Source organism: Streptomyces sp. NPDC086777 (genome assembly GCF_040702065.1).
Lineage (GTDB): Bacteria > Actinomycetota > Actinomycetes > Streptomycetales > Streptomycetaceae > Streptomyces.
In genome coordinates this window covers 182,640-209,358 of sequence record NZ_JBFBJI010000016.1, presented here as the reverse complement: position 1 = coordinate 209,358, position 26,719 = coordinate 182,640, and the positions used below count along the sequence as shown (strand labels likewise).

Genomic DNA, 26,719 nt, shown 5'->3' with positions numbered 1-26,719 from the left:
TCCGCACTTGGTGGCCGTGTCCCCGCCCTCCGGGGCGGGTACACCCTCGGGGTACGTGCCGAGGCGGGGCGGAGACGCCACCGTACGCGCGCTCCGCGAGGGGGAGGCCATGGCCGAGTTCGTGACGGAACGGCAGCAGCGTGCCACGCAGCTGCCCGAGGGGAGGCCGGAGCCGCTCGACGGGGCCGAGGCGGCGGTGGTCCTGGAGCGGGTCCGCGCGTTCGTCGACCCCGAGCTGCGCACCGCCGTGGCGTCGTTGCCGGGCTCGATGCGGCGGATCGCGCGCTACCACTTCGGATGGGAGCACGCGGACGGCACCCCGGCGGACGGCGACGCGGGCAAGGCCATCCGGCCCGCGCTGGTCCTCGCCGCCGCCGACGCGCTCGGCGGCCCGGCGGCCCGCGCGGCCGCCGTACGGGCCGCGGCCGCCGTGGAGCTGGTGCACAACTTCACCCTGCTGCACGACGACGTCATGGACCGGGACACCTCCCGCAGGCACCGGCCCACCGCGTGGACGGTGTTCGGCGACGCGGACGCGATCCTCGCCGGCGACGCCCTCCAGGCGCTGGCCCTCAGGCTGCTCGCCGAGGATCCGCACCCGGCGGCCGCGGCCGCCGCCGTCCGGCTCGCGGACTGCGTCCTCGAACTGTGCGCGGGACAACACGCGGACACGGCCATGGAGGACCGGGCACCCGACGAGGTCACCCTCGACGAGGTGCTCGTCATGGCCGAGGCCAAGACCGGGGCGCTGCTCGGCTGCGCCTGCGCGCTGGGCGCGCTGTACGCGGGGGCGGGAGCGGCGGAGGTGGCGGCCCTCGACGGCTTCGGCCGCCAGGCCGGGCTAGCCTTCCAGCTGATCGACGACGTCATCGGGATATGGGGCGATCCCGGGCGCACCGGCAAGCCGGCCGGCGCGGACCTCGCGGCCCGCAAGAAGTCCCTGCCGGTCGTCGCGGCCCTCACCTCCGGCACCCCGGCCGCCGCCGACCTCGCCGAGCTGTACGCCAAGCCGCACGTGCGGTCCGACGCCGACGAGATCGCGCGGACCGCCCAGGCCGTGGAGCGGGCGGGCGGCCGGGACTGGGCCCAGTCCGAGGCGGCCGACCGGATGGCCCGGGCGATGCAGGAGCTGGCCCGCGCCGTACCCGGCCCGGAGGCGGCCGGTGGCCTGCTCGCGCTCGCCGAGTTCGTGACCCGGCGCAGCAGGTGATGACCCCGGAGCCTCCGGGACCGTGCGGTTCCTGACCCCGCACGGTTGTCCGGGGGCTCCGGCCCGACGGGTCCCGCGCATCCCCACGGTGTGCGGGGCCCGCCGATTCCCCCGGAGCGTCGCCCGCCGCGACGGGCGCGGCTGCCGGGCCCGGCCTACGCTGGGGGCATGGACAGCCAGGACCAGGTCTGTCCGGCCTGCGGACAGTCCGTCGAGCGGGTGGTGCGACGGCACAAGACGCTGGGTGCCTGGGTTCCGGTCTGGGGACCCGGTCCCTGCCGCAATCCCGACTGCGCCCAGTACCCGGGACCGTCGCGCACACGGGAGGCGTCCCCGCCGCCCTCCCCGCCCGAATCCGCCGGCCGGCCCACGCCGTAGCGTGTCCGCATGACCGGACTCCCGAACATCCTGCACCTCACCGAACGCTCCCTGTGGGAGGAGGCCCGCGCCCGGGGCGGCTACGAGATGTCCACCCGCGGCCGCACCCTCCAGGAGGAGGGGTTCATCCACTGCTCCACCCGCGAGCAACTCCCGCGTGTCGCGGCCTTCCTGTACGGCGCCTACGACGGCCCGGACGAACTGGTGGTGCTGGTCGTGGACCCGGCCCGGGTCGGCGCCCCGGTTAAGTGGGAGGCTCCGGAGCCGGGCGGCGAGGAGTTCCCGCACGTGTACGGACCGATACCGGTCACGGCCGTGGTGGACGTGGAGCCCTGGGCCCCGCACCCGGCCGGCTAGCCCCGGCCCCCGGCGATCCGGTCCCGGCTCGGCAGACCGCCGGTCTCGGGGTCGCGGCCGGTGAGGCAGTAGACGCCGCCCGCCGGGTCGCGCATCACCGTCCAGTGGGGGCCGTCGGCCACGTGCACGGCGCCGAGTTCCTCGTGCCGGGCGCGGGTCGCCGGGATGTCCGCGCAGGCCAGGTCGAGGTGGGCGGCGGCCGGCTGCTCGTCGTCCAGCCGCTGCAGCAGGATCCGCACCGGCAGGCCGGCCGGCGGCCTGAGCACCCGGAACTCCGGCAGCGCGCCGGTCAGCAGCTCCCAGCCGGTCAGCCGCGCCCAGAACGCGGTCTCGGTCTCGTACGCGGACGGCGGGATGTCGAGGCTGACCTGGTCGAGCCGGCTGCCCGCCACGACCGGCGGCCGTACCGATTCCCCGTGCCAGGGCACGGCGCACCACAACTGCCCGGCCGGTGACCGCAGGACCGCCCACCCGTCGTGCTCGGCGACCGGCTCGGCGCCGAGTTCCCGGGCCCGCTTCACGAGGCCGGGCACGTCCTCGACGCAGAGGTCCAGGTGGGCTCCGCCGGGGCCCGACTCGACGCCCTGGAGCTTGACGCAGGCGTCGACGCCCAGGGCCGGCAGCAGCGTCACGAACTCGTCGTCCGCACCGCGGGGCGCGGACAGGAAGGTGCCGGTGACGGCCGTCCAGAACGCCTGGGCGGCGGCGAGATGCGCGGCGGAGCGGTCGGCGAAGGCGTACGTCCAGCGGATGCTCATGACGTGATCGTAAGTGCGCTAATCGGCCACCCGGCGCTCCGTGAAGCGCAGCAGGTTCCCCGCCGGGTCCCGGAACGCGCAGTCCCGCACGCCCCAGTGCTGGTCCGTCGGCTCCTGGATCACGTCACCGCCGTACTCCCGCACCCGCTCGTACAGCGCGTCGCAGTCGGTGGTGGAGAAGATCACCCCGCGCAGCATGCCCTTGGCGAGCAGTTCGGCCATGGCCTGCCGGTCGGCGGGGGAGGCGTCCGGGTTGGCGCCCGGCGGCTCCAGCACGATCTCCACACCCGGCTGCTGCGGCGACCCGACCGTCACCCACCGCATCCCCTCGAACTCCACGTCGTTGTGGACCTCCAGGCCGAGAACGTCCCGGTAGAAGGCCAGTGCCTTGTCGTGGTCGTCGACGGCGATGAAACACTGCGCGAGTTTTACGTCCATGGGGTCAGGCTAGGAGCAAACGCCCGGCCGTGCGTGCGGTCGGACGCACGGCCGGGCGGGTGCGCGTCGGTCGTGCGCGGGTCGGTCGCGGGCCGTCAGTACGGCCGGCGGCGCGGCCGGGTGAACGTGCGGGCCACACAGGACGGGATGACCGTGCTCTCCTCGTGGTCCCGCGCCCGGTACGCGCTCGGCGTCTCCCCGACCAGCTCGGTGAACCGCGAGCTGAAGGAACCCAGCGACGTACAGCCGACCGCCATGCACACCTCGGTCACCGTGAGGTCGCCGCGGCGCAGCAGCGCCTTGGCCCGCTCGACCCGCCGGGTCATGAGGTAGCTGTACGGCGTCTCCCCGAAGGCCTTGCGGAAGCTGCGCTGGAAGTGGCCGGGGGACATCAGGGCGGTGCGGGCGAGCTCGGTCATGTCGAGCGGCTCGGCGTACTCGCGGTCCATGCGGTCGCGGGCCCGGCGCAGCCGCCTCAGGTCCTCCAGGGGGGTCACCCGCCCAGCATGGCATGCACATCGCACACACGACGGGGTTTGTTCTTGGACGCGCGTTTGCCTCTGGTTCTCGCGCAATTGGCCCGCGCTTGTTTGCATAAAGAAATGGACCACATCACGTTCCTCGTGGCGGTCGTGATCGTCACTGCTCTTGCGTTCGACTTCACCAACGGGTTTCACGACACGGCGAACGCGATGGCCACGTCCATCGCGACCGGCGCGCTCAAACCGAAGACAGCGGTTCTGATCAGCGGCGTACTGAACCTGGTCGGGGCCTTCCTCTCCACGGAGGTCGCCAAGACGATCTCCGGCGGCATTGTGAACGACGCCAAGGTGACCCCCGCGATGATCTTCGCGGGCCTCGTGGGGGCGATCCTGTGGAATCTGATGACCTGGCTGGTCGGGCTGCCGTCCAGTTCCTCGCACGCGCTGTTCGGCGGGCTGATCGGAGCCGTGTGGGTCGGCGCGGGGTCCGGCGCGGTCAACTTCGACAAGGTCCTGGAGAAGATCATCATCCCGGCCTTCGCCTCGCCGGTGGTGGCCGGCGTCGCCGCCCTGATCGCGACGTACTGCGCCTACAGGCTCACCGCCCGGGGCCGCGAGGGCTCCGTGACCAAGGGCTTCCGGCTCGGGCAGATCGGCTCGGCCTCGCTGGTCTCGCTCGCGCACGGCACCAACGACGCCCAGAAGACCATGGGCATCATCACCCTGACCCTGATCTCCGTCGGCGCCCTCCCCGGCGACGCCGGCCCACCGGTCTGGGTGATCTTCACCGCCGGTCTCGCCATCGCCCTCGGCACCTACATCGGCGGCTGGCGGATCATCCGCACCATGGGCAAGGGCCTGACGGAAATCCAGTCCCCGCAGGGCTTCGCGGCCGAGACCGCCTCCACGGCCGTCATCCTGACCTCCGCCCACATGGGCTTCGCGCTGTCCACCACGCAGGTGGCCTCCGGCTCCATCCTCGGCGCGGGCATCGGCCGGCGGCTCGCGGAGGTCCGCTGGGGCGTCGCAGGACGCATGGTGGCCGCCTGGCTGATCACGCTGCCCTGCGCCGCGCTGGTCGGCGGCATCTCCGCGTACGCGGTCAAGCACGGCGGCAACTTCGGCACGGTCGTGGTCGCGCTGGTCGGGGCCGCGCTCGCGGCCGGCATCGTCGTGCTGTCGCGTCGCAACCCGATCGACGCGAAGAACGTCAACGACGGCCACGAGGTCGCCATCCGCACCACACCCCCGTCCAACGTCGGCACCGCCGCCTGACCGAGGGAGTTCCCATGAACATCGACTGGACCGCACTCGGCCAGGTCACCGCGGTGAGCATCGGAGTTACATTCGCCGTGGTGGTCGTCTTCGCCTTCGGCGTGCTCGGGCTCGCCCGCTACGAGGGAGCCAAGGAGCAGGGCACCACCAGCGCCGTCGGCGTCGCCCAGGCAGGGCTGTGCTTCCTCGCCTGCGTGGCGGTGGTGGCGTACAGCATCTACCTGATCGTGCCGCAGTTCCACTGACACACACCAAGCCGCTGAGGAGGACTGGATGACAACGCCGGACCTGCTGTCCGACCTGGCCGACCTGGCCCATCTGAAGGTCGACTACAGCGACCCCGACGACCCCGTACTCATCCGCCCGGACGGATCCCCGATCGACACCTGGCGGGAGAACTACCCCTACGCGTCCCGCATGGAGCGCAAGGAGTACGAGTGGCACAAGCGGCTCCAGCAGATCGAACTGCTGAAGCTGCAGACCTGGATCAAGGAGACGGGACGCCGGATAGTCATCGTCTTCGAGGGCCGGGACGCGGCCGGCAAGGGCGGCACCATCAAGCGCTTCACGGAGCACCTGAACCCCCGTGGCGCGCGCGTGGTGGCCCTGGAGAAGCCCACGGAACGCGAGAGCGGTCAGTGGTACTTCCAGCGCTACGTCGAACACCTGCCGACCGCCGGCGAGATCGTGATGTTCGACCGCTCCTGGTACAACCGGGCCGGCGTCGAGCGGGTCATGGGCTTCTGCTCGGACGACCAGTACCGGCGCTTCATGCGCCAGGCCCCGCTGTTCGAGCGGATGCTGGTGGACGACGGGGTGGACCTGGTGAAGTTCTGGTTCTCGGTCTCGCAGGGCGAGCAGCGGACCCGCTTCACCATCCGCCAGGTCGACCCGGTACGGCAGTGGAAGCTGAGCCCGATGGACGTGGCCTCGCTGGACCGCTGGGACGACTACACGGCCGCGAAGGTCGCGATGTTCCGCGAGACGGACACCGAGTACGCGCCCTGGACCGTGGTGAAGAGCAACGACAAGAAGCGGGCCCGGGTCGAGGCCATGCGCAGCGTGCTCGCCCGCTTCGACTACGCCGACAAGGATGACGAGGTCGTCGGCAGCCCGGACCCGCGGATCGTGGGGGCGGCGGCCGGCCTGCTGGAGGCGGGCGAGGACGACCACGGCGGGCACTAGCGCCCGTCACCCGGCAAGGACCGGCCGGATCTCCGGCCGGCCCTTGCCCGTGCCCCGCCGCCCGAGCCGGACCTCACGGTCGGGATTGCGCTCGTGAACGGTCACACCGGGCCCCGGGCCGCAGGCCGGGGCGGGCCGGATGGACAGGGTTCGGCCCGGTGGCCGATGATCCCTCGCATGATCCGCGCCGCCACCGAGAACGACGTCCCCGAGATCCGCGCCATGATCCGCGAACTCGCCGCCTACGAACGGGCCGAGGAGCAGGCCCGGGCCACCGAGGAGCAGCTGAGGGCGGCGCTGTTCGGCCCCCACCCCGCGGCCGGCGCGCTGGTCGCCGAGGACGGGACCACGGGCGAACTCGCGGGCTACGCCCTGTGGTTCCCCACCTTCTCGACCTGGACCGGAACCCGGGGCATGCACCTGGAGGACCTCTACGTACGCCCGCACGCCCGCGGCGCCGGCCACGGCCGGGCCCTGCTCGCCGCCCTCGCCGCGTTCTGCCTGCGCAGCGGCTTCGAGCGTTTCGAGTGGTGGGTGCTCGCCTGGAACGAACCGGCGGTCGGCCTCTACCGGTCGCTCGGCGCGGAGTTCCTGGACGAGTGGCGCATCTGCCGCCTGACCGGCGAGCCGCTCAAGGAACTCGCCGCCGCCTCGTAGGCCGCCGGCAGAGAAAAGCAGACCGCACCCGAACCCTTCGGAACCACCGTGAACGGCGGTCCGTCGGGCCGGGTGCGGTCCGTCGAGGCCCTGGCAACCGGTACGGGTGCGGGTCAGGCCTTCTTGGTCTCCCAGAAGATCGTGTCGATCTCGGCGATGAGCTCCAGGGCCTTCTCGCCGGTCTTCGGGTCCGTGGACGCCTTGGCGGCGGACAGGGCCTTCAGGGTGTCGTTGACCAGCTGGTGCAGCTGGGGGTACTTCTCGAAGTGCGGGGGCTTGAAGTAGTCGCTCCAGAGCACCGAGACGTGGTGCTTGGCGAGCTCGGCACGCTGCTCCTTGATGACGGTGGCGCGCGCCTGGAAGTGCGGGTCGTCGTTGGCGGCCATCTTCTCCTGCACGGCCTTCACCGACTCCGCCTCGATGCGGGCCTGGGCCGGGTCGTACACACCGCAGGGCAGGTCGCAGTGCGCGCTGACCTTGACCTTGGGGGCAAACAGGCGGGAAAGCATGGAGCATTCCTTCCTCGTGATCGTCTTCTCAGGTGGGACATTACTCCCTGGGCAGCCTGATTTCGCGAGTGCCCCCATGGGCTTAGGACAAAAGTCCAGGGTCAGACTGAGACTGGTGGAGGAACGGACCGGGGAGGTGCCGGGGATGCCGGAGCTGTCGCAGGAGACCGAGCGGGGGAGGGGCGCCGTGCTCTTCGGGCTGGCCGAGGTGACCGGCCCGTCCATGGTGCCCACGCTGTACCAGGGGGATCAGCTCCTGGTGTGGTACGGCGCCCGGGTGCGGGCCGGGGACGTCGTCGTCCTGCGTCATCCGTTCCAGCAGGACCTGCTGGTCGTCAAGCGGGCGGCGGAGCCGCGAGAGGGCGGCTGGTGGGTGCTCGGGGACAACGCGTACGCGGGCGGGGACAGCACGGACTACGGGACCGTGCCGGAGGAGCTGATCCTCGGGCGGGCCCTGTTCCGCTGGCGGCCGCGCAAGGCGGGTCAGCGTTCGCCGCTGGCGCTGGTGCGCTGGGCGGTCTCGGCCGCCAGGCCGGTGCCGGCCGATCGCACCGGCCGGTCGGGGCGCTCCGCCTCCAGGCGTTTCCGGGCCCGGTAGGCGGCCACGTTGGCGCGGGTCGCGCAGCGGTCCGAGCAGTAGCGCCGGGAGCGGTTGGTCGAGGTGTCGAGGTAGGCGTTGCGGCACGGCGCGGCCTCGCACAGGCCGAGCCGGTCGACGCCGTACTCGGTGAGGTGGAAGGCCAGGCCCATCGCCGCGATCGCGGTGTACCCGGCGGTGGCGTTGGAGGGGTGGTCGGCCAGGTGCATGTGCCACAGCGGCCGGCCGTCCTCGTCCCGGAAGTCGTGCCCGGAGATCTGCGGGCTGACCGGGAACTCCAGCAGGAGTGAGTTCAGCAGGTCCACCGCGAGGGTCTCCTCGCCCTTGTCGGCCGCCTCGAAGACCGCGCGCAGCCGGGCCCGGACCGAGCGGAAGCGGGTGAGGTCGGCCTCGGTGGCGCGCCGGGCCGCCTGCTGGTTGCCGGCGAACAGATCGCGGACGGCCTCGACCGAGGTCAGGGAGTCCTTGCCCCGGGCCGGTTCCTCGCTGTTGACGAGCCGGACGGCGTAATCCGAGTAATAGGCCAGTTCCACTTGTAGTCCTTACGCGGGCACTCTAGGGTCGGTCGTGCGGTCGGGTAACAGCCGGTCGTGCTTCCAGGGTATTACGGGACTTGTGCGGTGGAGGGTTGCCATGACGGACGCGCCGACGACCACGACCGGGGCGGACTGGGGTGCCTGGCAGGAGAGCTGGGACCGTCAGCAGGAGTGGTACATGCCGGACCGCGAGGAGCGGTTCCGGATCATGCTCGACATGGTGGAGGCGCTTCTCGGCCCGGCGCCCCGGGTCCTCGACCTGGCGTGCGGCACCGGCAGCATCACCGCCCGGCTGCTCGCCCGCTTCCCGGACGCGGTGAGCACCGGGGTCGACCTCGACCCGGCCCTGCTCGCCATCGCCGAGGGCACCTTCGCGGGCGACGACCGGGTCACGCTCGTCACCGCGGACCTCAAGGACCCGCAGTGGACCACGCGGCTGCCGTACGACTCGTACGACGCCGTCCTGACCGCCACGGCCCTGCACTGGCTGCACAGCGAACCCCTCGCGGCCCTCTACGGTCAGGTCGCGGAACTCGTCCGCGACGGCGGTGTCTTCATGAACGCGGACCACATGATCGACGACAGCACGCCCCGGATCAACGCGGCGGAACGGGCGCGGCGGCACCGGGGTATGGATCAGGCCAAGGCGGCGGGGGCGCTGGACTGGGCCGAGTGGTGGCAGCTGGCGGCACAGGACCCGGTGCTCGCAGGGCCCACCGCCCGCCGGTTCGAGATCTACGGGGAGCACGCGGAGGGCGACATGCCCTCGGCCGCCTGGCACGCGCGTGTGCTGCGCGAGAAGGGGTTCGGCGAGGCGCGGGCGGTGTGGTGCTCGCCGTCGGACACGCTGCTGCTCGCCCTCAAGTAGACCGGAGAGCGGACCCCGGGCGGGCCGAAGGGGCGGTACGAGCATCCTCGTACCGCCCCTTCGGGTCGTGACGTACCCCCGGACTACAGCACCTTCGAGAGGAAGGACTTCGTCCGGTCGTGCTGGGGGTTGGTCAGGACGTCACGCGGGTGGCCGGACTCGACCACCACGCCGTCGTCCATGAAGACCAGGCTGTCGCCGACCTCGCGGGCGAAGCCCATCTCGTGCGTGACGACGATCATCGTCATGCCGTCCTCGGCCAGGTCCCGCATCACGTCCAGGACCTCGCCGACCAGCTCCGGGTCGAGCGCGGAGGTCGGCTCGTCGAACAGCATCAGCTTCGGCTGCATGGCGAGCGCGCGGGCGATCGCGACGCGCTGCTGCTGGCCGCCGGAGAGCTGCGCCGGGTAGTGCCCGGTACGGTCGCCGAGGCCGACCCGGTCGAGCAGGCGCTGGGCGCGCTCGCGGGCCGACGCCTTCGACTCGCGCTTGACCTGGACCGGCGCCTCCATGACGTTCTCCAGCGCCGTCATGTGGGGGAAGAGGTTGAAGCGCTGGAACACCATGCCGATGTCCCGTCGCTGCGCCGCGACCTCCTTCTCCTTCAGCTCGTAGAGCTTGTCGCCGTGCTGGCGGTAACCCACCAGGCTGCCGTCGACGTACAGCCGTCCCGCACTGATCTTCTCGAGGTGGTTGATGCACCGCAGGAACGTGCTCTTGCCGGAACCGGACGGGCCGATGAGGCAGAACACCTCGCGCGGCAGCACCTCCAGGTCGATGCCCTTGAGGATGTGCGACAGCCCGAACGACTTGTGCACGCCCTCGGCCTTGACCATCGGGGCGCCGCTGCTCGGCGGGGTGACGTCCTTGGCGAGAGAGCTCATCGGGCCACCTCCGGGCGACGGAACGAACCCCACTGGGCCAGATTCTTCCGCAGCCGCTGCAGCGGGGTGGGCGGGAGGTTGCGCGAGGAGCCGCGGGCGTAACGGCGTTCGATGTAGTACTGGACGATGCTGAAGATCGTGGTCAGGAACAGGTACCAGATGCAGGCGACGAAGTACATCTCGACGACCGCCAGCGAGGTGCTGGAGATGTCCGTGGCCTTCTTGATCAGCTCGGGGAGCTGGACCGCGTAGGCCAGCGACGAGGTCTTCAGCATGTTGATGAACTCGTTGCCGGTCGGCGGGATGATGACCCGCATGGCCTGCGGGAGGATCACCCGGCGCAGTGTCTGACCCTGGGTCATGCCCAGCGCGTGCGAGGCCTCGGTCTGGCCCTCGTCCACCGACTGGATGCCGGCGCGGACGATCTCCGACATGTACGCGGCCTCGTTCAGGCCGAGTCCCAGCAGCGCGGTGAGGACGGGCGTCATCACCTGGTTCATCTCGTCCTTGTAGAACCCCAGGTTCAGGATGGGGAAGACGAGCGCGATGTTGTACCAGAGCAGCAGCTGGACCAGGACCGGGGTGCCGCGGAAGAACCAGATGTAGAACCAGGACACCGTGCTGGTGACCGGGTTCGACGACAGCCGCATCACCGCGAGGACCACGCCGAGCGCGACGCCGAGCACCATGGCCAGCACCGAGATGTAGAGCGTGGTCCAGGCGCCGGAGACGATGCCCTGGTCGAAGAGGTAGTCGGGGATGACGCTGTAGTTGATCTTCGCGTTGGAGAAGGCGATCCCGATCAGCACCAGGAGGGCGATGACCACGACGCCGGACACCCAGCGCCCGTAGTGGCGCACCGGGATGGCCTTGATCTGCTCCGGCGGCACGGACGCCGCCGGAGTCTTGTCGACCGTGTCAGTCACAGTGACGGCCCTTCAGTCGTGCCCGGGCGTTCAGGAGCCGCCGTTGATCTTGGCCTCGGTCACCGCGCCCTGCGTGACGTTCCACTTCTCCAGGATCTTCTGGTAGTCGCCGTTCTTGATGATGGCGGCCATCGCGGCCTGGAGCGCGTCGCGCAGCTGGGTGTTCGACTTGCTGACCGCTATCCCGTACGGGCCCGCCTCGATCTGCTCGCCGACGACCTCGAAGTCCTTGCCGCCGCCGGACGTCTTGGCGTTGTAGGCGGCCACCGGGAAGTCGTTCAGGTCGGCGACGGAGGCGCCCTGCTTCAGCCGGAGCAGCGCCTCGGGGTCGGTGTCGAAGGTCTGGAGGTCGATGGCCTTGTTGCCGTCCTTCGTACACTTCTCGCTCTGCGCCTTGGCGATCCCCTCGGACGTGGTGCCCTTCTGCAGGGCCACCACCTTGCCGCACAGGTCGTCCAGGGACTTGATGCCCTTCGGGTTGCCCTTCTGGACCAGGATCGAGGTGCCGGCGGTGAAGTAGTCGACGAAGTCGACGCCGCTGCCGACCTTCTTGCCGGTGTCGGAGTCGATGCCGTCCTGGCGGTCCTTGGTGTCGTTCATCGCCGACATGATCACGTTGAAGCGGTTGGCCTGCAGGCCCACGATCAGGTTGTCGAACTTGCCGTTCTGGAACTCGAACTTCACGCCCAGCTGCTTGCCCAGCGCGTCCGCGATGTCCGGGTCGACACCGACGGCCTTGCCGTTCTCCATGTACTCGACCGGCGGGTAGGCGATGTCCGAGCCCACCTTGACCACGCCGGCCTTGCGGATGTCGGCCGGCAGCTTGCTCGCCAGCGGGGCCGAGGACGTCGAGGAGGAGCCGTTGTCGCTGCCCTTGTCCGTCTGGTCACCGCAGCCGGTGAGGATCAGGGCGCCTGCGACCGCGATCGCACCGATCGCGGCAATCCGGGAGCGCGAGGCGGTGGTACGACGGGTGGAGCCTGCGGTCATGGTGGGTTCCTCCGGCAGTGGGTAGGACAAGCCGATATACCGATGCGTCTGATATGTCGATATGCCGATGGGTCGACGGAAACACACACCTTCGGGTGTCGCGACCTCGTGGGTTTACGGCATCCTGCCATTGGGATTGCTCCAAGCAGACGTGTCACCATGTCAAAATCGGATAACGGGTGACCCCCGTGACGCGCCAGGCCGGTCCTTCCCCGACCCGCCGTCCCGCACATCTGCGGGAATCCGACCTTCTGGCCGGAAGATCTACGGTTCATCGCCGGTTCACCTCGGGCTGCACCCCATGATCTTCCGTCGGTCACCGAGCCGCTCATCTGTCGGCTCTCTACGACATCCGTGATGTGACCTTGCGCCTATTCGACTCGTCGTGAGCGCTGTCCGTCCGGTAAGAAGGTTCTTTACACCCCTCATCCGGGGCTCAGGGCGCGTGTGCGGCGCGCCCGTCGCGCAGGTGCTCGTACGTGCCACTCGTACGTATCAGTGATCGGGCTCTGCGCGGTGCCCGCCCGCTCCCTCACCGGGAGCGGCCGACCCTCAAAACCATGCATACCTAAGGGGTAAGACAAGTGGCAGCGGAGATCGTCAATCCTCGCAGCGACAGCGCGTCGGGCAGTACGGACCAGGACGGCGGGGCCGAGCCCCTCGATTCCTTCGATCCGGTGTTCGCGCTGCACCGTGGCGGCAAGATGGCCGTGCAGGCCACCGTGCCGCTCCGTGACAAGGACGACCTTTCCCTCGCGTACACGCCCGGCGTCGCGCGCGTGTGCACCGCGATCGCGGAACAGCCCGAGCTGGTCAACGACTACACGTGGAAGTCGTCCGTCGTCGCCGTCGTCACCGACGGCACCGCCGTGCTCGGCCTCGGGGACATCGGTCCCGAGGCCTCCCTCCCCGTGATGGAGGGCAAGGCCATCCTCTTCAAGCAGTTCGGCGGCGTGGACGCGGTCCCCATCGCCCTCGCCTGCACCGACGTCGACGAGATCGTGGAGACCGTCGTCCGGCTCGCCCCGTCCTTCGGCGGGATCAACCTGGAGGACATCTCGGCACCGCGGTGCTTCGAGATCGAGCGCAAGCTCCAGGAGCGGGTCGACATCCCGGTCTTCCACGACGACCAGCACGGCACCGCCGTCGTCACCCTGGCGGCCCTGCGGAACGCCGCGCGGCTCAGCCGACGGGAGATCGGGCAGCTCCGGGCGGTCATCTCGGGCGCCGGCGCGGCCGGTGTCGCCATCGCGAAGATGCTGGTCGAGGCCGGCATCGGGGACGTCGCCCTCGCCGACCGCAAGGGCATCGTCTCGGCCGACCGCGACGACCTCACCGCCGTCAAGCGCCAGGTCGCCGGCTTCACCAACAAGGCCGGGCTCAAGGGCACCCTGGAGGACGCGCTGGCCGGCGCCGACGTCTTCATCGGCGTCTCCGGCGGCACGGTCCCGGAGGAGGCCGTCGCCTCGATGGCCGAGGGCGCGTTCGTGTTCGCCATGGCCAACCCGAACCCCGAGGTGCACCCCGACGTCGCCCACAAGTACGCGGCGGTCGTGGCGACCGGGCGGTCGGACTTCCCGAACCAGATCAACAACGTGCTGGCGTTCCCCGGCATCTTCGCGGGCGCGCTGCAGGTGCGGGCCTCCCGGATCACCGAGGGGATGAAGATCGCGGCGGCGGAGGCGCTGGCGGCGGTCGTCGGCGACGATCTCGCCGCCGACTATGTCATTCCGTCCCCCTTCGACGAGCGGGTTGCGCCTGCGGTGACTGCTGCGGTGGCCGCGGCTGCGCGGGCCGAGGGGGTTGCCCGGCGGTGACCCCGAGTGGCCTCGCCCTGTTGGGGCGGGGCCACTTTTTCCCCACCCATCCACCCGATCGGGTGCTTACGAGGTGACCGTTGTGCTGGGGGCTGCCGCCCCCGGGCCCCCGCCGTGCCGGGGTGGCGCGCGCCGTCGTCGGGTGCCGGTGGGTGGGGGCTGGTCGCGCAGTTCCCCGCGCCCCTTGCGGGGCGCCAAGCTCGGGGCGCTTGTGCGGGTCGTCAAATGCGGGGCGGTGGGCGCAAGAGGGGATGTGTCACAACGGCCCCCGGTTTCGCGAGCCGCGCCGGGAACCTATCGTCGGCCCTATGTTCGCCGTCTACGCCGCCCGAATCGACCGCGACCAGCCGCTCTCCGGCCTTGAGTTGGGGGAGCGCCCCGCCCCTGTGGCCCGGCCCGGCTGGAGCACCGTCGACGTTCGGGCCGCCTCCCTCAACCATCACGATCTCTGGTCCCTGCGCGGTGTCGGCCTCCCCGAGGACCGGCTGCCGATGATCCTCGGCTGCGACGCCGCCGGCGTCGACGAGGACGGCAACGAGGTCGTCCTGCACTCCGTGATCGGGCAGAGCGGCCACGGGGTCGGGCCCCACGAGCCCCGGTCCATCCTCACCGAGCGTTACCAGGGCACCTTCGCCGAGCAGGTCGCCGTACCCACCTGGAACATCCTGCCCAAGCCCAGGGAACTCTCGTTCGCCGAGGCCGCCTGCCTGCCGACCGCCTGGCTGACGGCCTACCGGATGCTCTTCACCAACGCGGGCGTACGGCCCGGCGACTCGGTCCTCGTACAGGGCGCGGGCGGCGGTGTCGCCACGGCGGCGATCGTGCTCGGCAAGGCCGCCGGACTGCGGGTCTTCGCCACCAGTCGCGACGAGGCCAAGCGGAAGCGGGCCCTGGAACTCGGCGCCGTCGAGGCGGTGGAGCCGGGGGCCCGGCTGCCGCAGCGCGTGGACGCCGTCATCGAGACCGTCGGCGCCGCCACCTGGTCCCACTCGGTGAAGTCACTGCGTCCCGGTGGCACCGTCGTCATCTCCGGTGCCACCAGCGGCGACCGTCCCTCGCACGCCGAGCTGACCCGCATCTTCTTCCTGGAGCTGAAGGTCGTGGGCTCGACCATGGGCACCAAGGACGAACTGGAGGACCTGCTCGCCTTCTGCGCCGCCACCGGGGTCCGTCCCGTCGTCGACGAGCTGCTCCCGCTCGACCGTGCTCGCGAGGGTTTCGAACGGCTGGAGTCGGGCGACCAGTTCGGGAAGATCGTGCTGACCAACTCCTGACCGGGTGAGGGACGGCCGGGCCTCAGGGTTTCCGGGTGTGCAGCAGCGCTCCTATGCGGGCCGCCGCCGTCGAGAGGTGGCGGCGGGCCTCGCGGAGCTGGTCCGCGGTGACGCCGTGGTCGCGGGCCGCGTCGCGGATGTCGTCGCGGAAACGGTCCAGGAGCCGGTCGAGGTCGCGGGCGGCGTCGCCGGTGCCGGTGTCGTCGTCGTGCGCCCACGCGGGCACGAACTGCGCCGGGAAGTCCTCCGGGGTCTGTGAATACTCCGGGTCCGCCGTGGATGAAGGTGCCGATGACGATGCCGGCTTGTGCAGGTTCGGTCCGGTGCCGGTGCCGGTGCCGGTGCCGGTGCCGGGATCCGGGGCGGTGCGGCCGCCGAAGCTCTTTCCGAACTCCTTTCCGAACTCCTTGCCGTAGTCCTTTCCGAAGTCGCCGAACTCCTTGGCGAGTTCGGTGAGGCCCTCGCGGACGCCGGTCGGCCAGTCGCCGCGCGCGAAGTGGTCCTGGACGTGCTCCTGCACCCGGCGGGCGATGCGCTGCATCTCCTCCTGTGCCTGGGCCCGCGCGTGCGCCTGGGCCTCCTGGGCCTGCCGACGGGCCCGCTGGGCCTCGTCGCGGGCGCGGCGGCTCTCGTCCTTGGCGCGGCGGGCCTGCTCCTTCCACTCCTGCTTGACCCGGCGCATCTCCTCCTTGGCGGCCCGCCACGACTCCTTGTCGCCGACGTCGCCGTATTCCCCCGACCCCTTGCCGGCGCCGTGCCGGGCCTCGGAGGCGGCCTCGCGCACCTCGCGGCGCAGGTCGCCGGCGGCTCCGCGCACGTCGGCCCTTATCTCGGCGGCCAGTTCGGCCACCGACTCGCGGATCTCCAGCTCCAGGTCGGCCAGCTCACCGCTGCGGTCGGCCAGTTCGGCGCGGCCGGCGTCCGTGATGGCGTAGACCTTGCGGCCGCCCTCGGTGGTGTGCGTGACCAGCCCCTCGGCCTCCAGCTTGGCGAGGCGGGGGTAGACGGTGCCCGCCGACGGGGCGTAGAGGCCCTGGAAGCGCTCTTCCAGCAGCCGGATCACCTCGTAGCCGTGGCGTGGGGCCTCGTCCAGCAGCTTGAGGAGGTAGAGGCGGAGACGGCCGTGCGCGAAGACGGGAGGCATGTCAGAGCACCTTCTTGTCGGTCGGGCCGTCGGTCGGGCCGTCGACCGGGGCGGCGGCCGGTTCTGCCGGGCTCGCGGGTGGCTCGGCCGCCCAGGCCGCCCGCTCGTCGTCGTCCTGGGCGGGCGGGCGGCGCAGCAGGGCGATGGAGCCGGAGACGGTGGTGGCGCGGAGCTTGCCGGTGCCGGCGCCGAGGCGGCCGGTGATCTTGTGAGCGCCCCACTGTCCGTGCACGCGCAGTCCTTCGAAGGCGTTGGAGATCGTGCCGCTCGCGGTGTTGGCCTCGACCTCGGCATCGGCCGGGTGCGGCAGCCGGATGGCGATCTCGCCGGAGACGCTGGTCAGCCGGACGTCGGTCGGGCCGTCCGGGTCCAGGTCGATGATCATGGAGCCGCTGACCGAATCGGCGCGCACGGCGGGGCCCGAGCCCTCGACGACGGTCAGGTCGCCGGAGACGGAGTTGAACCGCAGGTTGCCGGTGACGGCCTGGGCCTCCAGGTTCCCCGAGACCGTGTCCGCGCGGACCTCGCCGGAGAGGCCGACCAGGGTGGTGTCGCCGGTGACGCCCTTGACCACCGAGGTGCCGGTGATCCCGGAGACGACGGCCGCCGCGCCCACCACGCCCACCTCCACGCGGGTGTCCGCCGGGACGGCGAGGGAGACCACCGCGCTGCGCCGCCAGCCCTTGCGGTCGAGCCACTTGAGGAAGCCCTTCCAGGGCAGGTCCTCGTAGGCCACCGTGAGGGTGCCGCCCTCGCGCGTGACGATCAGGGGCGGGCCCTCGATCTGGGAGATCTGCAGGCGGGTGGAACCCTCGTCGGTGCCCACGACGTTGACTGTTCCGTTGACGATGCGGACGTGCAGGTCGGTGACGGGGGTGTCGAAGTCGAGCTTCTCGGGCTCGGCGACGGACCACTCGGACTTGGGCATGGTGCGGACCTCCTCGGCCGGACGCGACGGCTGGACGCGAACGCGATTGCACGGCTCGCGCCATATCGCGTCTTCCATGAAACACGATATATCGCGGACGTCGGAAGTCAAGACACCCGTGAGTGTGGCCGGTTGGGTGCGGTGTTGACCCTCGGTGCGGGGCGAGTGGGCCGTATATCGGGCGGTAAGCGGACGAATTGCTTACCGTGACTCCATGTCTACGGATGAATCCAGAGCCGTCTCCCGGCCGCCGGGGGCGCAGGGCGGGCAGGGCGGGGAGGGCATGCCGAGGGCCCACCGGCTGGCCCTGGCCGAGGTGGCGGTGGGGCTGCCGGCCGCCGCGTGGGGGATGCGGCGGCGCAGCGTGGCATGGGCGGCCGTGGGGGCGGTGCTGATGGCGCACGGGGCGCTGGAGCTGTCGTACGAGACGGTGTTCCCGCGGGACTGAGTGGTTCCGTAGGAGCCTCAGGACCGGACTTCGGCTGCGGGCCCGGTGGGGGTCGGTCGCGCAGTTCCCCGCGCCCCTGACGGGGCGCCCGCCAGGGCCGCCTCCGGGGGGCGCCTACTCCTCGTCCTCGTCGTCCAGTCGGGCCAGCCAGGTGGCCAGGCGTTCCACCGGGACCTCGAAGTCGGGGTTCAGGTCGACGAAGGTGCGGAGCTGTTCCGCGAGCCACTCGAAGGTGACCTCTTCCTCTCCGCGCCGCTTCTCCAGTTCCTCGATGCCCCGGTCGGTGAAGTACATGGGTTGCTCTCCTGCTGCCTGCCTGTGTGGATGCCCGGTGGTGGGCGTCTACCAGCCTAGGCGGACGCCGAAGGGCCCGGCCCCCGAGGCGGGAACCGGGCCCTTCGGCGTCCTGGTGAGGCCTACGCCTCGAAGACCTCACGCACCAGCTGCTCCTGCTCGGCCTGGTGGCGCTTGGCCGAACCCACCGCCGGGGACGAGGAGTGCGGACGCGAGATGCGGCGCAGCCGCTCGCCCGCCGGGACGTCCGCGCCGACCGCCAGGTCCAGGTGGTCGATCAGGTTGAGCGCGATGAACGGCCAGGCACCCTGGTTCGCCGGCTCCTCCTGCGTCCACAGGTACTTCTCGGCGTTCGGGTACTTGTTGACCTCGGCCTGGAGCTCGGCACCCGGCAGCGGGTACAGGCGCTCCAGCCGGATGATCGCGGTGTCCGTGACGCCGCGCTTCTGCCGCTCGGCCTCCAGGTCGTAGTAGACCTTGCCGGTGCAGAAGACGACCTTGCGGACCGCGGCCGGGTCGACCGAGGCGTCGCCGATGACGGGACGGAACTGCCCGCTCGTGAACTCCTCCGCCTTCGAGGCCGCCGCCTTGAGGCGCAGCATCGACTTCGGCGTGAAGACGACCAGCGGCTTGTGGTGCGGGTTGTGCACCTGCCACCGCAGGAGGTGGAAGTAGTTCGACGGGAGGGTCGGCATCGCGACCGTCATGTTGTTCTGCGCGCAGAGCTGGAGGAAGCGCTCGATGCGGGCCGAGGAGTGGTCCGGGCCCTGGCCCTCGTAGCCGTGCGGGAGCAGGAGCGTGACGCCGGAGGTCTGGCCCCACTTCTGCTCGGCCGCCGAGATGTACTCGTCGATGACCGACTGGGCGCCGTTGGTGAAGTCACCGAACTGCGCCTCCCACATGACCAGCGCGTCCGGACGGGCCAGCGAGTAGCCGTACTCGAAGCCCATCACCGCGTACTCGGAGAGCAGCGAGTTGTAGACGTTGTAGCGGGCCTGGTCCTCGGACAGGTAGAGGAGCGGGGTGTAGTCCGCGCCCGTCTCCCGGTCGATGAGGACCGCGTGGCGCTGGCCGAAGGTGCCGCGCTGGGAGTCCTGGCCGGACAGCCGCACCGGGGTGCCCTCCATCAGCAGCGAGCCGATGGCGAGGGTCTCGCCCATGCCCCAGTCGATCGTGCCGTCCTCGATCATCGCCGCCCGGCGCTGCAGCTGGGGCAGCAGACGCGGGTGGACGGTGAAGTAGTCCGGGATGTTGACCTGGGACTCGGCGATGCGCTTGACGGCCTCCGTGGAGATGGCCGTCGGGACCGCCACCGGGAAGCCGTCCTGCGGCTCGTGGGCGGGCGCGGCGGCGGGCTGCGCGGTGGCCTCGCGGACCTCCGTGAAGACCTTCTCCAGCTGGCCCTGGTAGTCCTGCAGCGCCTGCTCGGCCTCTTCCAGGGTGATGTCGCCGCGACCGATCAGGGACTCGGTGTAGAGCTTGCGCACCGAGCGCTTCTTGTCGATCAGGTCGTACATCAGCGGCTGGGTGAAGGCCGGGTTGTCCGACTCGTTGTGACCGCGGCGGCGGTAGCAGATGAGGTCGATCACCACGTCCTTGTTGAACGCCTGGCGGAACTCGAAGGCCAGGCGCGCGACGCGCACGACCGCCTCCGGGTCGTCGCCGTTCACGTGGAAGATCGGGGCCTCGATCATGCGGGCCACGTCCGTCGCGTACATCGAGGAGCGCGAGGACTCCGGGGCGGCGGTGAAGCCGACCTGGTTGTTGATGACGATGTGGACCGTGCCGCCGGTGCGGTAGCCGCGCAGCTGCGACATGTTCAGGGTCTCGGCCACCACGCCCTGGCCCGCGAAGGCCGCGTCGCCGTGCAGCGCGACCGGCAGGACCGTGAAGTCCGTGCCGCCCTTGTTGATGATGTCCTGCTTGGCGCGGCTGATGCCCTCGATGATCGGGTCGACCGTCTCCAGGTGGGACGGGTTGGCGGCCAGTGAGACCTTGATCTGCTCGCCGTCCAGGCCGGTGAAGGTGCCCTCGGCGCCCAGGTGGTACTTCACGTCGCCGGAGCCGTGCATCGACTTCGGGTCGAGGTTGCCCTCGAACTCGCGGAAGATCTGCGCGTACGACTTGCCGACGATGTTGGCGAGGACGTTCAGGCGGCCGCGGTGGGCCATGCCGATGACGACCTCGTCCAGGCGGGACTCGGCGGCCGAGTCCAGGACGGCGTCGAGCAGCGGGATGACCGACTCGCCGCCCTCCAGGGAGAAGCGCTTCTGGCCGACGTACTTCGTCTGCAGGAAGGTCTCGAAGGCCTCGGCCGCGTTCAGCCGGCGCAGGATCCGCAGCTGCTCCTCGCGCTCCATCTTGGAGTGCGGGCGCTCCACGCGGTCCTGGATCCACTTGCGCTGCTTGGGGTCCTGGATGTGCATGAACTCGATGCCGGTGGTGCGGCAGTACGAGTCGCGCAGCACGCCGAGGATGTCGCGCAGCTTCATCATCGCCTTGCCGGCGAAGCCGCCGACCGCGAAGTCGCGCTCCAGGTCCCACAGGGTGAGGCCGTGCTCGGTGATGTCCAGGTCGGGGTGCTTGCGCTGCTTGTACTCCAGCGGGTCGGTGTCGGCCATGACGTGGCCGCGGACCCGGTAGGAGTGGATCAGCTCGAAGACCCGGGCGGCCTTGGTGACGTCGTCGTCGTGGCTGGCGTCGATGTCCCGGAGCCAGCGGACCGGCTCGTAGGGGATGCGCAGGGCCTCGAAGATGTCGTCGTAGAAGCCGTTCTCGCCGAGCAGGAGGTTCGCGACGGAGCGCAGGAACTCGCCGGAGGCGGCGCCCTGGATGACCCGGTGGTCGTAGGTCGACGTGAGCGTCATGACCTTCGAGATGCCGAGCTTGTTCAGGGTGTCCTGGCTGGTGCCCTGGAACTCCGCCGGGTAGTCCATGGAGCCGACGCCCATGATGACCGACTGGCCGGGCATCAGGCGCGGGACCGAGTGGACGGTGCCGAGGCCGCCGGGGTTGGTCAGGGAGACCGTGACACCGGTGAAGTCGTCCATCGTCAGCTTGTTGTCGCGGGCGCGACGGACGATGTCCTCGTAGGCCTGCCAGAACTCGAAGAAGTTCAGCGTCTCGGCCTTCTTGATGGCCGCGACGACCAGCTGGCGGTCGCCGTTGGGCTTCACCAGGTCGATGGCCAGGCCCAGGTTGACGTGGGCCGGCTTGACCAGGGTCGGCTTGCCGTCCTTCTCGCCGAACGCCCAGTTCATCGACGGCATGGCCTTGATGGCCTGGACCATCGCGAAGCCGATCAGGTGCGTGAAGGAGATCTTCCCGCCCCGGGCGCGCTTCAGGTGGTTGTTGATGACGATCCGGTTGTCGAACAGCAGCTTCACCGGGACCGCGCGGACCGAGGTGGCCGTCGGCAGCTCCAGCGAGGCGTTCATGTTCTTCGCGACGGCCGCGGCGGGACCGCGCAGCGTGACCAGCTCGGGACCCTCGGCGGCGGGCGCGGCGGCCTTGGCGGCGGCGGCCGGCTTCGCGGCGGCCGGAGCCGGGGCGGGAGCCGGTGCGGCGGCGGGCTTCGCGGGCGCCGGGGCGGGCGCTGCGGCCTTCGGGGCGGCGGGCGCGGCCGGGGCCGGCGCGGCGGGCGCCTGGGCGGCGGGAGCGGGCGCGGCGGGCGCCGGAGCCGCCGGCTGGGCCGGCGCGGGTGTCGTGGACGTGGTGCCCGCGGCCCCCGCGGCCGCGGTACCCGCCGGAGCCGAGGCGGCGGGCGCTCCCGGCTTGTAGTCGGCGAAGAAGTCCCACCAGGCTCGGTCTACCGAATTCGGGTCCTGGAGGTACTGCTGATAGATCTCGTCGACGAGCCATTCGTTCGGTCCGAACGCGGCTGCGGGATTCTTGCCCGCTTGGTCTGCGTCGGTCGAGATGCTCGAGTTACTGGGGGACTGTGGCGACACGGCGGCAACCGCCCTCTTCCGCTTCACAAGGTTATGGACAGCGGGAATAAAGGCTACGCCTCCAAGACCGCGAAGGTCAGGTCGGGCAGGTTCATCGTCGCGTAAGTCACATCGAAAACTGTGTTTCAGGGCTTGATGTGGCGGGAAACAAGCGTGGTTGCGCTGCAGAAGGACTGAACCAGGCATGGCTTCGCCAGGCCTGCGATCACCTCACGCCGAACCCCCCGCGTGACGTGCACGGGGGCCGCACCTGATCACACGTGTCCGACTGCGCGGACGGCCGTGCCGAGCACAGATGGATCTTGAGGCTCCGGATCGAACTTTACGTCAACTTGAGACGGATGAAAGCCCCGGGAGAGTGACGATAATCCTGCAGCCCCGGTCGGATTCGGCCACGCCGATCCGGCCGCCGTGCAGATCCACCGCCCACCGGGCGATCGCCAGGCCCAGCCCGGTGCCGCCGTCGCTGCCCGGTCCGTGCGGCCGCCGTACCGAGCCGCGGTTGAAGCGCTCGAAGACGCGGTGCCACTCCGAGCGCGGAATGCCGGGACCCTCGTCCAGGACCTCCAGCTCCAGCGACTCCGGCTGCGGCCCGCGCCGCGCCCTCACGGTCACCCGGCCGTGCGCGGGGCTGTGCTTGACCGCGTTGTCGATGAGGTTGGCCACGACCTGGTGGATGCGCTCCGGGTCGGCGTGCGCGGTCAGCTCGGGCGGCGAGACGTCGAGGTGCAGATGGACGTCCGTCCGCGTGTGGTTCCCCGAGCCCGAGGTCATGCTCCCGCGTGCCCCGGCGACCATGTTGGCCTCCTTGAGCACGCCCGAGAGGTACGGCCACACCTCGAAGCGGCGCTGGCGCAGGGGGACCACGCCGTTGTCGAGCCGGGACAGGTCGAGGAGGGTCTCCACGAGCCGGCCGAGGCGCTCGGTCTGCTTCAGGGCCGTGCGCATCGTCTCGGTGTCCGGCTCGGCGATCCCGTCGACCACGTTCTCCAGGACGGCCCGCAGCCCCGCGATGGGCGTGCGCAGCTCGTGCGAGACGTTCGCGACCAGCTCTTTGCGCTGCCGGTCCTGGGCCTCCAGCTCGTCGGCCATGACGTTGATCGTCTCGGCCAGGTCGCCCAGCTCGTCCCGGCGGTTCTCGCGCACCCGGCGCGTGTAGTCGCCCTGCGATATCGACCGGGCCACCGCGTTCATGTCGTCCAGCGGTGCGGTGAGCGAATGCGCCACGAACTGCGTTATCAGCAGTGTGGCGATCATCGAGAAGACCGTGATGAAGCGCAGCTCCGTCTTGGTGTGCACCGCCACGATCGACAGGCCGGTGGTGATCAGGACCGAGACGACGACCAGCGCGCCCAGCTTGGTCTTGATCGAGAACGGACGTACACCGCCCCAGGGCTCCTCCCCGGAGCCCCCCGGCCCCCCGGGACCCCCGGGGCCTCTTGGTCCGGCCGGCCCGGCGCTCATGGCGTCGGTGTCTCCAGCGCGTAGCCCACACCGTGCACGGTGCGGATCCGCTCGGCGCCGATCTTCCGGCGCAGCGCCTTGATGTGGCTGTCGACCGTGCGGGTGCCGGAGGCGTCCGCCCAGTCCCACACCTCGGCGAGCAGCTGCTCACGGGAGAGCACCGCGCGCGGGGTGTTCGCCAGACACACCAGGAGGTCGAACTCGGTGGGGGTGAGGTGCACGTCCTCGCTGCGCACCCGGACCCGGCGCTGCGCGTGGTCGATCTCCAGCTCGCCCAGGCGCAGGATGCCGGAGCGGGGCGTGGAGGCCGCGATGGCCGCCCGTTCCACCCGCCGCAGCAGCACGTGCACGCGTGCCGCCAGCTCTCGCATGGAGAACGGCTTGGTCATGTAGTCGTCGGCGCCGACCCCGAGGCCGACCAGCATGTCCGTCTCGTCGTCCCGCGCGGTGAGCATGAGCACCGGCACCGGCCGGGCGGCCTGCACGCGCCGGCAGACCTCCAGACCGTCGAAGCCGGGCAGCATGATGTCGAGGATCAGCAGGTCGGGCTGCCAGGCCTCGGCGGTGTCGACGGCCGCCGGGCCGTCGCCCGCCGTTTGCACGAGGAATCCCTCGGCGCGCAGGCGGGCCGCGATGGCGTCGACGATCGTGGGGTCGTCCTCGACGACCAGAACCCGGCGCTGGGCGCCCTGAGTGGCTGTCGCCGCGCCGTTGTGGGAGGTGTGTGTCTGCTCCATCGCCCGCCCCTGTGTGCTTTCCGGAACCAGTGGGGTGATCCCATGACTGCGATTGACGCTTGAATGATCCGCGTCAGGGATGCACATTACGGGGACAGGAGGCGCACCCGCTATCCAGGGCGGACGGCAAGGTGGACGACGTCCGGAACGCCCCGGGCAACGGGGATCTCTTCGGTACGCACCCGTTGGAAACCGGCATTCCACAAGGTTCCCTCGAATTCCGCTGAGGGCTGTGCCGACCATACGGCGAGTACCCCGCCGGGCCTCAACACCCTTGCGCAGCTTGCGAGTCCGGCCGGTGAGTAGAGCCCTCCGTTGCCCTCGTCGACGGTCCAGCCGGGGCCGTTGTCGATGTCCAGGCACAGGGCGTCGAACGTGTCCGATGTCTCATTGACGTAAGTGACGAGATCGCTCTCGACGATCACCGTGCGCGGATCGGCGAACGCGCGGGCGGAGACCGCGGCGAGCGGGCCGTCCCGGTGCCAGCCGACGACCGCCGCCTCCCGCTCCACGACCGTGATCCGCCCCCAGCGGGGTTCCTGCGCGGCACGGGCGAGCGAGAACCCGACGCCCAGCCCGCCGATCAGCACCGCCGGCTCGCGCCGCCCGTCCAGCGCCCGGAGCGCGGCGTCCACCAGCAACCGTTCCGAGCGCCCGTCCGAGGTGTCCATCAGGAAGCAGCCGTTGGCGATGATCTGCAGGAGTCCGCCGTGTCTGCGCAGTACCACCTCGCCGTACGGTCCGTCGCGCCGGTCCAGGACCACCGGGGGGCTGTCGGGCAGGGAGGCCGAGGTCGTCATGGCGGCCATCCTGCCCCAACAGGGCTTTGCGGCCACCCGAATTACGGGTGTCGGGCAGTCGCCCGGGTGTCACCCGTTAGAGGGGCTGCCCGGCGCTTCGCGCCCGTGGGCGGCGGGAAGCGGCTCGTATGGTTCCTCCTGACCCCTCTTGGTTCTTCAGAAAATCCTTTGAATCGTGCCGCGGGTGGCCTCGGTCATAGACAGCGGTTCGTGGGACGGCGAAAGGTGGGGTGAAACGGAAGGAGCGCCTCACCGTGGAACGGACCGCGAGGGCCGCATCGACGCCCACGCCCGAGCCCCTTCCTGCCGGGGATGTCGCCGCCCTCCTCGACGGCGTGCCCCGCCAGCGCGGCCCGGTCGCGGCGCCCGCCCCGCGGCCCGCGCGCGGCACCCTCCTCCCGCGCCCCTGGCGGCTCCTGCCCACCCCCACCGGCACCCCCGTCACCTTCACCTACACGGCGGTCCTGGCCCTCACTTCGCTCTTCGCGAGCTGGGCCAGTCCCGGGCTGCTGTACGCGGTCTACCAGGACTCCAGCACCGACGTCGCCCACCTGCTGCGCACCCCGGTGTTCGTCCTGCTGGCCAGCGCGCTGTGGATCGCGGGCGGGGTGCTGTCACCGTACGCGCTGGCCTTCGTGCTCGTCCTGACCGCGCTGGAGCGGCGGATAGGAGGTGCCCGCGCGATCCTCGTCTTCCTGGCGGGCCATGTCCTCGCCACCCTCGCGACCGAGGTCCCGGTCGGCCTCGCGGTCCTGGCCGGCCACCTTCCCGGCACCTCGCTGCACCGCCTCGACTACGGCATCAGCTTCGGCGTGGCCGCCAGCATCGGTGCGCTCTCCGGCCTCCTCGCCCCCTGGGTGCGCTGGCCGCTGCTCGCCCTGGTCGGCTACAGCCTCGTCACCGATCTCATCGCCTTCCAGGACCCGATGACCAACTGGGGCCACCTGATCTCGCTGGCCATCGGCACCGGGCTCTGGCCGGTGGTACGGCGCTGGCGGCGGGAGCGGGAGCGGGGCCCGGCCGACGCCGTCCCTGTCGCCGCCTGAGCCCTCGGGCGCGCCGCGCCGCCGCCAGCCGCTTCGCCGAACCGGGTATCCCGAGGGCCGCTTCCCGTGCGGCCGGGGCGCCGTGCGGGAGGTTGGTGAGCTGGTACGGGGCGGCGGCCAGGTCGTGGAACTCGCGGAAGAGGACCGCACCGTCGCCCTGCGTGGCCCGGCCCTGCCGGTCGGGGCGGGTGCGGTGGTACTCGGTGTACTGCGTGGACCTGCCGATGTGGGTGGCCCAGGTGTGGATCGGCTGCTGGTCCTGCCGGTTCCACCCCACTCGGCGAGGAGCCGGTCGCGGTCGTTGCGGGTGTCGAGGAGCGAGTGGCCGTCGTGCGGGGTGTCCGGGGTGACGCCGGCCGCGTCCAGGGGGGTCGGCGCGATGTCGACATGGCCGGTGAGCCGGTCGTCGACGGCACCGTGCCCCCGCCCAGCCCCCGCGCGGGCCAGGACAGCGAGAGGGGGCGGTGCGTTCGGCGCCTACGGCGCGCAGGGCCAACGATACGGCCGCGCCGGCCGCGACGACGGCTGCGCCGGTGAGCACGGCACGGCACGGCACGGCACGGCACGGCGCGCCGCGCCGGCCGCCTGGGCGTCGGCCGTTTCTTCCCCATGTGTCCCCCGAGCCGCGCGGTGTGGCGCCGTTCGCTGTGCGTCCACCGTCGGTTTCGGCTCGGTTCCTGTGAGTTGTGTTGCGGTGGTGTGACGGTGCCGGCCGGACCGGGTGGTGGGCCGTTGTGGCGGCGGGCGGTTGGTCGCCGGGTGCGGG

Annotated in this window: 28 protein-coding genes; 13 read left to right on the top strand and 15 right to left on the bottom strand. The window is 71.0% G+C overall.

Features of this window, described 5'->3' with window-relative positions:
- Positions 1 to 109: 109 nt before the first annotated feature.
- The 3 genes from AB0472_RS23685 (at position 110) to AB0472_RS23675 (ending at position 1,945) form a co-directional block, all read left to right on the top strand.
- Complete coding sequence (locus AB0472_RS23685; protein WP_366358653.1) at positions 110 to 1,210, top strand: family 2 encapsulin nanocompartment cargo protein polyprenyl transferase; 1,101 nt, start codon at positions 110 to 112, stop codon at positions 1,208 to 1,210.
- Between the two features lie 168 nt (positions 1,211 to 1,378).
- The gene (locus tag AB0472_RS23680; RefSeq protein WP_366358651.1) at positions 1,379 to 1,588 is read left to right on the top strand and encodes a hypothetical protein; all 210 of its coding nucleotides are present in this window, start codon (positions 1,379 to 1,381) and stop codon (positions 1,586 to 1,588) included.
- Positions 1,589 to 1,597: 9 nt separating this feature from the next.
- Complete coding sequence (locus tag AB0472_RS23675) at positions 1,598 to 1,945, top strand: DUF952 domain-containing protein (RefSeq protein WP_366358649.1); 348 nt, start codon at positions 1,598 to 1,600, stop codon at positions 1,943 to 1,945.
- On the opposite strand, the gene AB0472_RS23670 is transcribed toward AB0472_RS23675, so the two are convergent.
- From AB0472_RS23670 to AB0472_RS23660, 3 genes are all read right to left on the bottom strand, one after another.
- On the bottom strand, positions 1,942 to 2,703 hold the full coding sequence (locus AB0472_RS23670) for a VOC family protein (protein ID WP_366358648.1): 762 nt from the start codon (positions 2,701 to 2,703) through the stop codon (positions 1,942 to 1,944). The genes AB0472_RS23675 and AB0472_RS23670 overlap by 4 nt on opposite strands.
- Before the next feature lie 18 nt (positions 2,704 to 2,721).
- On the bottom strand, positions 2,722 to 3,141 hold the full coding sequence (locus tag AB0472_RS23665; protein WP_366358646.1) for a VOC family protein: 420 nt from the start codon (positions 3,139 to 3,141) through the stop codon (positions 2,722 to 2,724).
- A 95-nt stretch (positions 3,142 to 3,236) separates the two neighbouring features.
- The gene (locus tag AB0472_RS23660) at positions 3,237 to 3,590 is read right to left on the bottom strand and encodes a helix-turn-helix transcriptional regulator (protein ID WP_366358687.1); all 354 of its coding nucleotides are present in this window, start codon (positions 3,588 to 3,590) and stop codon (positions 3,237 to 3,239) included.
- A 153-nt stretch (positions 3,591 to 3,743) separates the two neighbouring features.
- Here AB0472_RS23660 and AB0472_RS23655 point away from each other — a divergent pair, with 153 nt between their 5' ends.
- From AB0472_RS23655 to AB0472_RS23640, 4 genes are all read left to right on the top strand, one after another.
- A complete protein-coding gene (locus AB0472_RS23655; protein WP_366358645.1) occupies positions 3,744 to 4,898 on the top strand; it encodes an inorganic phosphate transporter in 1,155 nt (384 codons plus the stop codon).
- A gap of 14 nt (positions 4,899 to 4,912) precedes the next feature.
- Positions 4,913 to 5,143, top strand: coding sequence for a hypothetical protein (locus AB0472_RS23650; RefSeq protein WP_366358643.1), 231 nt, complete (start codon positions 4,913 to 4,915; stop codon positions 5,141 to 5,143).
- A 28-nt stretch (positions 5,144 to 5,171) separates the two neighbouring features.
- Entirely contained in the window at positions 5,172 to 6,083 is a 912-nt protein-coding gene (ppk2, locus tag AB0472_RS23645; RefSeq protein ID WP_366358641.1) for a polyphosphate kinase 2, read from the top strand.
- A 177-nt stretch (positions 6,084 to 6,260) separates the two neighbouring features.
- Complete coding sequence (locus AB0472_RS23640) at positions 6,261 to 6,740, top strand: GNAT family N-acetyltransferase (protein ID WP_366358639.1); 480 nt, start codon at positions 6,261 to 6,263, stop codon at positions 6,738 to 6,740.
- 113 nt (positions 6,741 to 6,853) lie between these two features.
- Here the strand turns inward: AB0472_RS23640 and sodN are convergent, their stop codons facing one another.
- Complete coding sequence (sodN, locus tag AB0472_RS23635; protein WP_351719271.1) at positions 6,854 to 7,249, bottom strand: superoxide dismutase, Ni; 396 nt, start codon at positions 7,247 to 7,249, stop codon at positions 6,854 to 6,856.
- 145 nt (positions 7,250 to 7,394) lie between these two features.
- Here sodN and sodX point away from each other — a divergent pair, with 145 nt between their 5' ends.
- Entirely contained in the window at positions 7,395 to 7,847 is a 453-nt protein-coding gene (sodX, locus tag AB0472_RS23630; RefSeq protein WP_366358685.1) for a nickel-type superoxide dismutase maturation protease, read from the top strand.
- Here sodX and AB0472_RS23625 read toward each other — a convergent pair.
- The gene (locus tag AB0472_RS23625) at positions 7,733 to 8,380 is read right to left on the bottom strand and encodes a CGNR zinc finger domain-containing protein (protein ID WP_366358637.1); all 648 of its coding nucleotides are present in this window, start codon (positions 8,378 to 8,380) and stop codon (positions 7,733 to 7,735) included. The genes sodX and AB0472_RS23625 overlap by 115 nt on opposite strands.
- A 100-nt stretch (positions 8,381 to 8,480) precedes the next feature.
- On the opposite strand from AB0472_RS23625, the gene AB0472_RS23620 reads away from it, so the two are divergent.
- Positions 8,481 to 9,251 carry a class I SAM-dependent methyltransferase gene (locus AB0472_RS23620; RefSeq protein ID WP_366358635.1) on the top strand — a complete coding sequence of 257 codons (771 nt, stop codon included), beginning with the start codon at positions 8,481 to 8,483 and terminating at the stop codon, positions 9,249 to 9,251.
- An 83-nt stretch (positions 9,252 to 9,334) separates the two neighbouring features.
- Here AB0472_RS23620 and AB0472_RS23615 read toward each other — a convergent pair whose 3' ends face one another.
- From AB0472_RS23615 to AB0472_RS23605, 3 genes are read right to left on the bottom strand one after another with little or no spacing between them, the layout of a single operon-like run.
- Positions 9,335 to 10,135 carry an amino acid ABC transporter ATP-binding protein gene (locus AB0472_RS23615; RefSeq protein WP_366358633.1) on the bottom strand — a complete coding sequence of 267 codons (801 nt, stop codon included), beginning with the start codon at positions 10,133 to 10,135 and terminating at the stop codon, positions 9,335 to 9,337.
- Positions 10,132 to 11,061, bottom strand: a complete 930-nt coding sequence (locus AB0472_RS23610) for an amino acid ABC transporter permease (RefSeq protein WP_366358631.1) — start codon at positions 11,059 to 11,061, stop codon at positions 10,132 to 10,134. The genes AB0472_RS23615 and AB0472_RS23610 overlap by 4 nt, the downstream gene beginning before the upstream one ends.
- A gap of 30 nt (positions 11,062 to 11,091) precedes the next feature.
- Positions 11,092 to 12,051: an ABC transporter substrate-binding protein gene (locus AB0472_RS23605; protein WP_366358629.1), complete on the bottom strand. Its 960-nt coding sequence runs from the start codon at positions 12,049 to 12,051 to the stop codon at positions 11,092 to 11,094.
- Positions 12,052 to 12,635: 584 nt separating this feature from the next.
- On the opposite strand from AB0472_RS23605, the gene AB0472_RS23600 reads away from it, so the two are divergent.
- Positions 12,636 to 13,868: an NADP-dependent malic enzyme gene (locus AB0472_RS23600; protein ID WP_366358628.1), complete on the top strand. Its 1,233-nt coding sequence runs from the start codon at positions 12,636 to 12,638 to the stop codon at positions 13,866 to 13,868.
- 308 nt (positions 13,869 to 14,176) lie between these two features.
- Complete coding sequence (locus AB0472_RS23595; RefSeq protein WP_366358626.1) at positions 14,177 to 15,142, top strand: zinc-binding dehydrogenase; 966 nt, start codon at positions 14,177 to 14,179, stop codon at positions 15,140 to 15,142.
- A gap of 22 nt (positions 15,143 to 15,164) precedes the next feature.
- Here AB0472_RS23595 and AB0472_RS23590 read toward each other — a convergent pair whose 3' ends face one another.
- Together AB0472_RS23590 and AB0472_RS23585 are read right to left on the bottom strand one after the other, a co-directional pair.
- Positions 15,165 to 16,286 carry a PadR family transcriptional regulator gene (locus AB0472_RS23590; RefSeq protein ID WP_366358625.1) on the bottom strand — a complete coding sequence of 374 codons (1,122 nt, stop codon included), beginning with the start codon at positions 16,284 to 16,286 and terminating at the stop codon, positions 15,165 to 15,167.
- A 1-nt stretch (position 16,287) separates the two neighbouring features.
- Complete coding sequence (locus AB0472_RS23585) at positions 16,288 to 17,214, bottom strand: DUF4097 family beta strand repeat-containing protein (protein ID WP_366358624.1); 927 nt, start codon at positions 17,212 to 17,214, stop codon at positions 16,288 to 16,290.
- 214 nt (positions 17,215 to 17,428) lie between these two features.
- Here AB0472_RS23585 and AB0472_RS23580 point away from each other — a divergent pair, with 214 nt between their 5' ends.
- Positions 17,429 to 17,662, top strand: coding sequence for a hypothetical protein (locus AB0472_RS23580; protein ID WP_366358622.1), 234 nt, complete (start codon positions 17,429 to 17,431; stop codon positions 17,660 to 17,662).
- Positions 17,663 to 17,776: 114 nt separating this feature from the next.
- Here AB0472_RS23580 and AB0472_RS23575 read toward each other — a convergent pair whose 3' ends face one another.
- From AB0472_RS23575 to AB0472_RS23555, 5 genes are all read right to left on the bottom strand, one after another.
- On the bottom strand, positions 17,777 to 17,956 hold the full coding sequence (locus AB0472_RS23575) for a DUF6104 family protein (RefSeq protein WP_023586593.1): 180 nt from the start codon (positions 17,954 to 17,956) through the stop codon (positions 17,777 to 17,779).
- Positions 17,957 to 18,078: 122 nt separating this feature from the next.
- Positions 18,079 to 21,906, bottom strand: a complete 3,828-nt coding sequence (locus AB0472_RS23570; RefSeq protein ID WP_366358621.1) for a multifunctional oxoglutarate decarboxylase/oxoglutarate dehydrogenase thiamine pyrophosphate-binding subunit/dihydrolipoyllysine-residue succinyltransferase subunit — start codon at positions 21,904 to 21,906, stop codon at positions 18,079 to 18,081.
- A 327-nt stretch (positions 21,907 to 22,233) separates the two neighbouring features.
- Complete coding sequence (locus AB0472_RS23565) at positions 22,234 to 23,370, bottom strand: HAMP domain-containing sensor histidine kinase (RefSeq protein WP_366358619.1); 1,137 nt, start codon at positions 23,368 to 23,370, stop codon at positions 22,234 to 22,236.
- Positions 23,367 to 24,107, bottom strand: coding sequence for a response regulator transcription factor (locus tag AB0472_RS23560; protein WP_366358617.1), 741 nt, complete (start codon positions 24,105 to 24,107; stop codon positions 23,367 to 23,369). Before AB0472_RS23560 ends, AB0472_RS23565 begins: the two co-directional genes overlap by 4 nt.
- 110 nt (positions 24,108 to 24,217) lie before the next feature.
- Positions 24,218 to 24,907 carry a spermidine synthase gene (locus tag AB0472_RS23555; protein ID WP_366358615.1) on the bottom strand — a complete coding sequence of 230 codons (690 nt, stop codon included), beginning with the start codon at positions 24,905 to 24,907 and terminating at the stop codon, positions 24,218 to 24,220.
- A 254-nt stretch (positions 24,908 to 25,161) separates the two neighbouring features.
- Here AB0472_RS23555 and AB0472_RS23550 point away from each other — a divergent pair, with 254 nt between their 5' ends.
- Positions 25,162 to 25,953 (top strand): rhomboid-like protein, encoded by a 792-nt coding sequence (locus AB0472_RS23550; protein WP_366358614.1) that lies wholly within the window; start codon positions 25,162 to 25,164, stop codon positions 25,951 to 25,953.
- The last annotated feature ends 766 nt before the right edge of the window (positions 25,954 to 26,719 follow it).

Bases quoted from the DNA above. Each gene is read 5' to 3' on its own strand.
- AB0472_RS23595 (WP_366358626.1), top strand. From the start codon at position 14,177: ATGTTCGCCGTCTACGCCGCCCGAATCGACCGCGACCAGCCGCTCTCC.
- AB0472_RS23650 (WP_366358643.1), top strand. From the start codon at position 4,913: ATGAACATCGACTGGACCGCACTCGGCCAGGTCACCGCGGTGAGCATC.
- sodX (WP_366358685.1), top strand. From the start codon at position 7,395: ATGCCGGAGCTGTCGCAGGAGACCGAGCGGGGGAGGGGCGCCGTGCTC.
- AB0472_RS23615 (WP_366358633.1), bottom strand. From the start codon at position 10,135: ATGAGCTCTCTCGCCAAGGACGTCACCCCGCCGAGCAGCGGCGCCCCG.
- ppk2 (WP_366358641.1), top strand. From the start codon at position 5,172: ATGACAACGCCGGACCTGCTGTCCGACCTGGCCGACCTGGCCCATCTG.
- AB0472_RS23660 (WP_366358687.1), bottom strand. From the start codon at position 3,590: ATGGACCGCGAGTACGCCGAGCCGCTCGACATGACCGAGCTCGCCCGC.
- AB0472_RS23685 (WP_366358653.1), top strand. From the start codon at position 110: ATGGCCGAGTTCGTGACGGAACGGCAGCAGCGTGCCACGCAGCTGCCC.
- AB0472_RS23675 (WP_366358649.1), top strand. From the start codon at position 1,598: ATGACCGGACTCCCGAACATCCTGCACCTCACCGAACGCTCCCTGTGG.
- AB0472_RS23565 (WP_366358619.1), bottom strand. From the start codon at position 23,370: ATGAGCGCCGGGCCGGCCGGACCAAGAGGCCCCGGGGGTCCCGGGGGG.
- AB0472_RS23585 (WP_366358624.1), bottom strand. From the start codon at position 17,214: ATGCCCAAGTCCGAGTGGTCCGTCGCCGAGCCCGAGAAGCTCGACTTC.
- AB0472_RS23590 (WP_366358625.1), bottom strand. From the start codon at position 16,286: ATGCCTCCCGTCTTCGCGCACGGCCGTCTCCGCCTCTACCTCCTCAAG.
- AB0472_RS23670 (WP_366358648.1), bottom strand. From the start codon at position 2,703: ATGAGCATCCGCTGGACGTACGCCTTCGCCGACCGCTCCGCCGCGCAT.
- AB0472_RS23680 (WP_366358651.1), top strand. From the start codon at position 1,379: ATGGACAGCCAGGACCAGGTCTGTCCGGCCTGCGGACAGTCCGTCGAG.
- AB0472_RS23580 (WP_366358622.1), top strand. From the start codon at position 17,429: ATGTCTACGGATGAATCCAGAGCCGTCTCCCGGCCGCCGGGGGCGCAG.
- AB0472_RS23575 (WP_023586593.1), bottom strand. From the start codon at position 17,956: ATGTACTTCACCGACCGGGGCATCGAGGAACTGGAGAAGCGGCGCGGA.
- sodN (WP_351719271.1), bottom strand. From the start codon at position 7,249: ATGCTTTCCCGCCTGTTTGCCCCCAAGGTCAAGGTCAGCGCGCACTGC.
- AB0472_RS23555 (WP_366358615.1), bottom strand. From the start codon at position 24,907: ATGACGACCTCGGCCTCCCTGCCCGACAGCCCCCCGGTGGTCCTGGAC.
- AB0472_RS23560 (WP_366358617.1), bottom strand. From the start codon at position 24,107: ATGGAGCAGACACACACCTCCCACAACGGCGCGGCGACAGCCACTCAG.
- AB0472_RS23665 (WP_366358646.1), bottom strand. From the start codon at position 3,141: ATGGACGTAAAACTCGCGCAGTGTTTCATCGCCGTCGACGACCACGAC.
- AB0472_RS23640 (WP_366358639.1), top strand. From the start codon at position 6,261: ATGATCCGCGCCGCCACCGAGAACGACGTCCCCGAGATCCGCGCCATG.
- AB0472_RS23655 (WP_366358645.1), top strand. From the start codon at position 3,744: ATGGACCACATCACGTTCCTCGTGGCGGTCGTGATCGTCACTGCTCTT.
- AB0472_RS23605 (WP_366358629.1), bottom strand. From the start codon at position 12,051: ATGACCGCAGGCTCCACCCGTCGTACCACCGCCTCGCGCTCCCGGATT.
- AB0472_RS23620 (WP_366358635.1), top strand. From the start codon at position 8,481: ATGACGGACGCGCCGACGACCACGACCGGGGCGGACTGGGGTGCCTGG.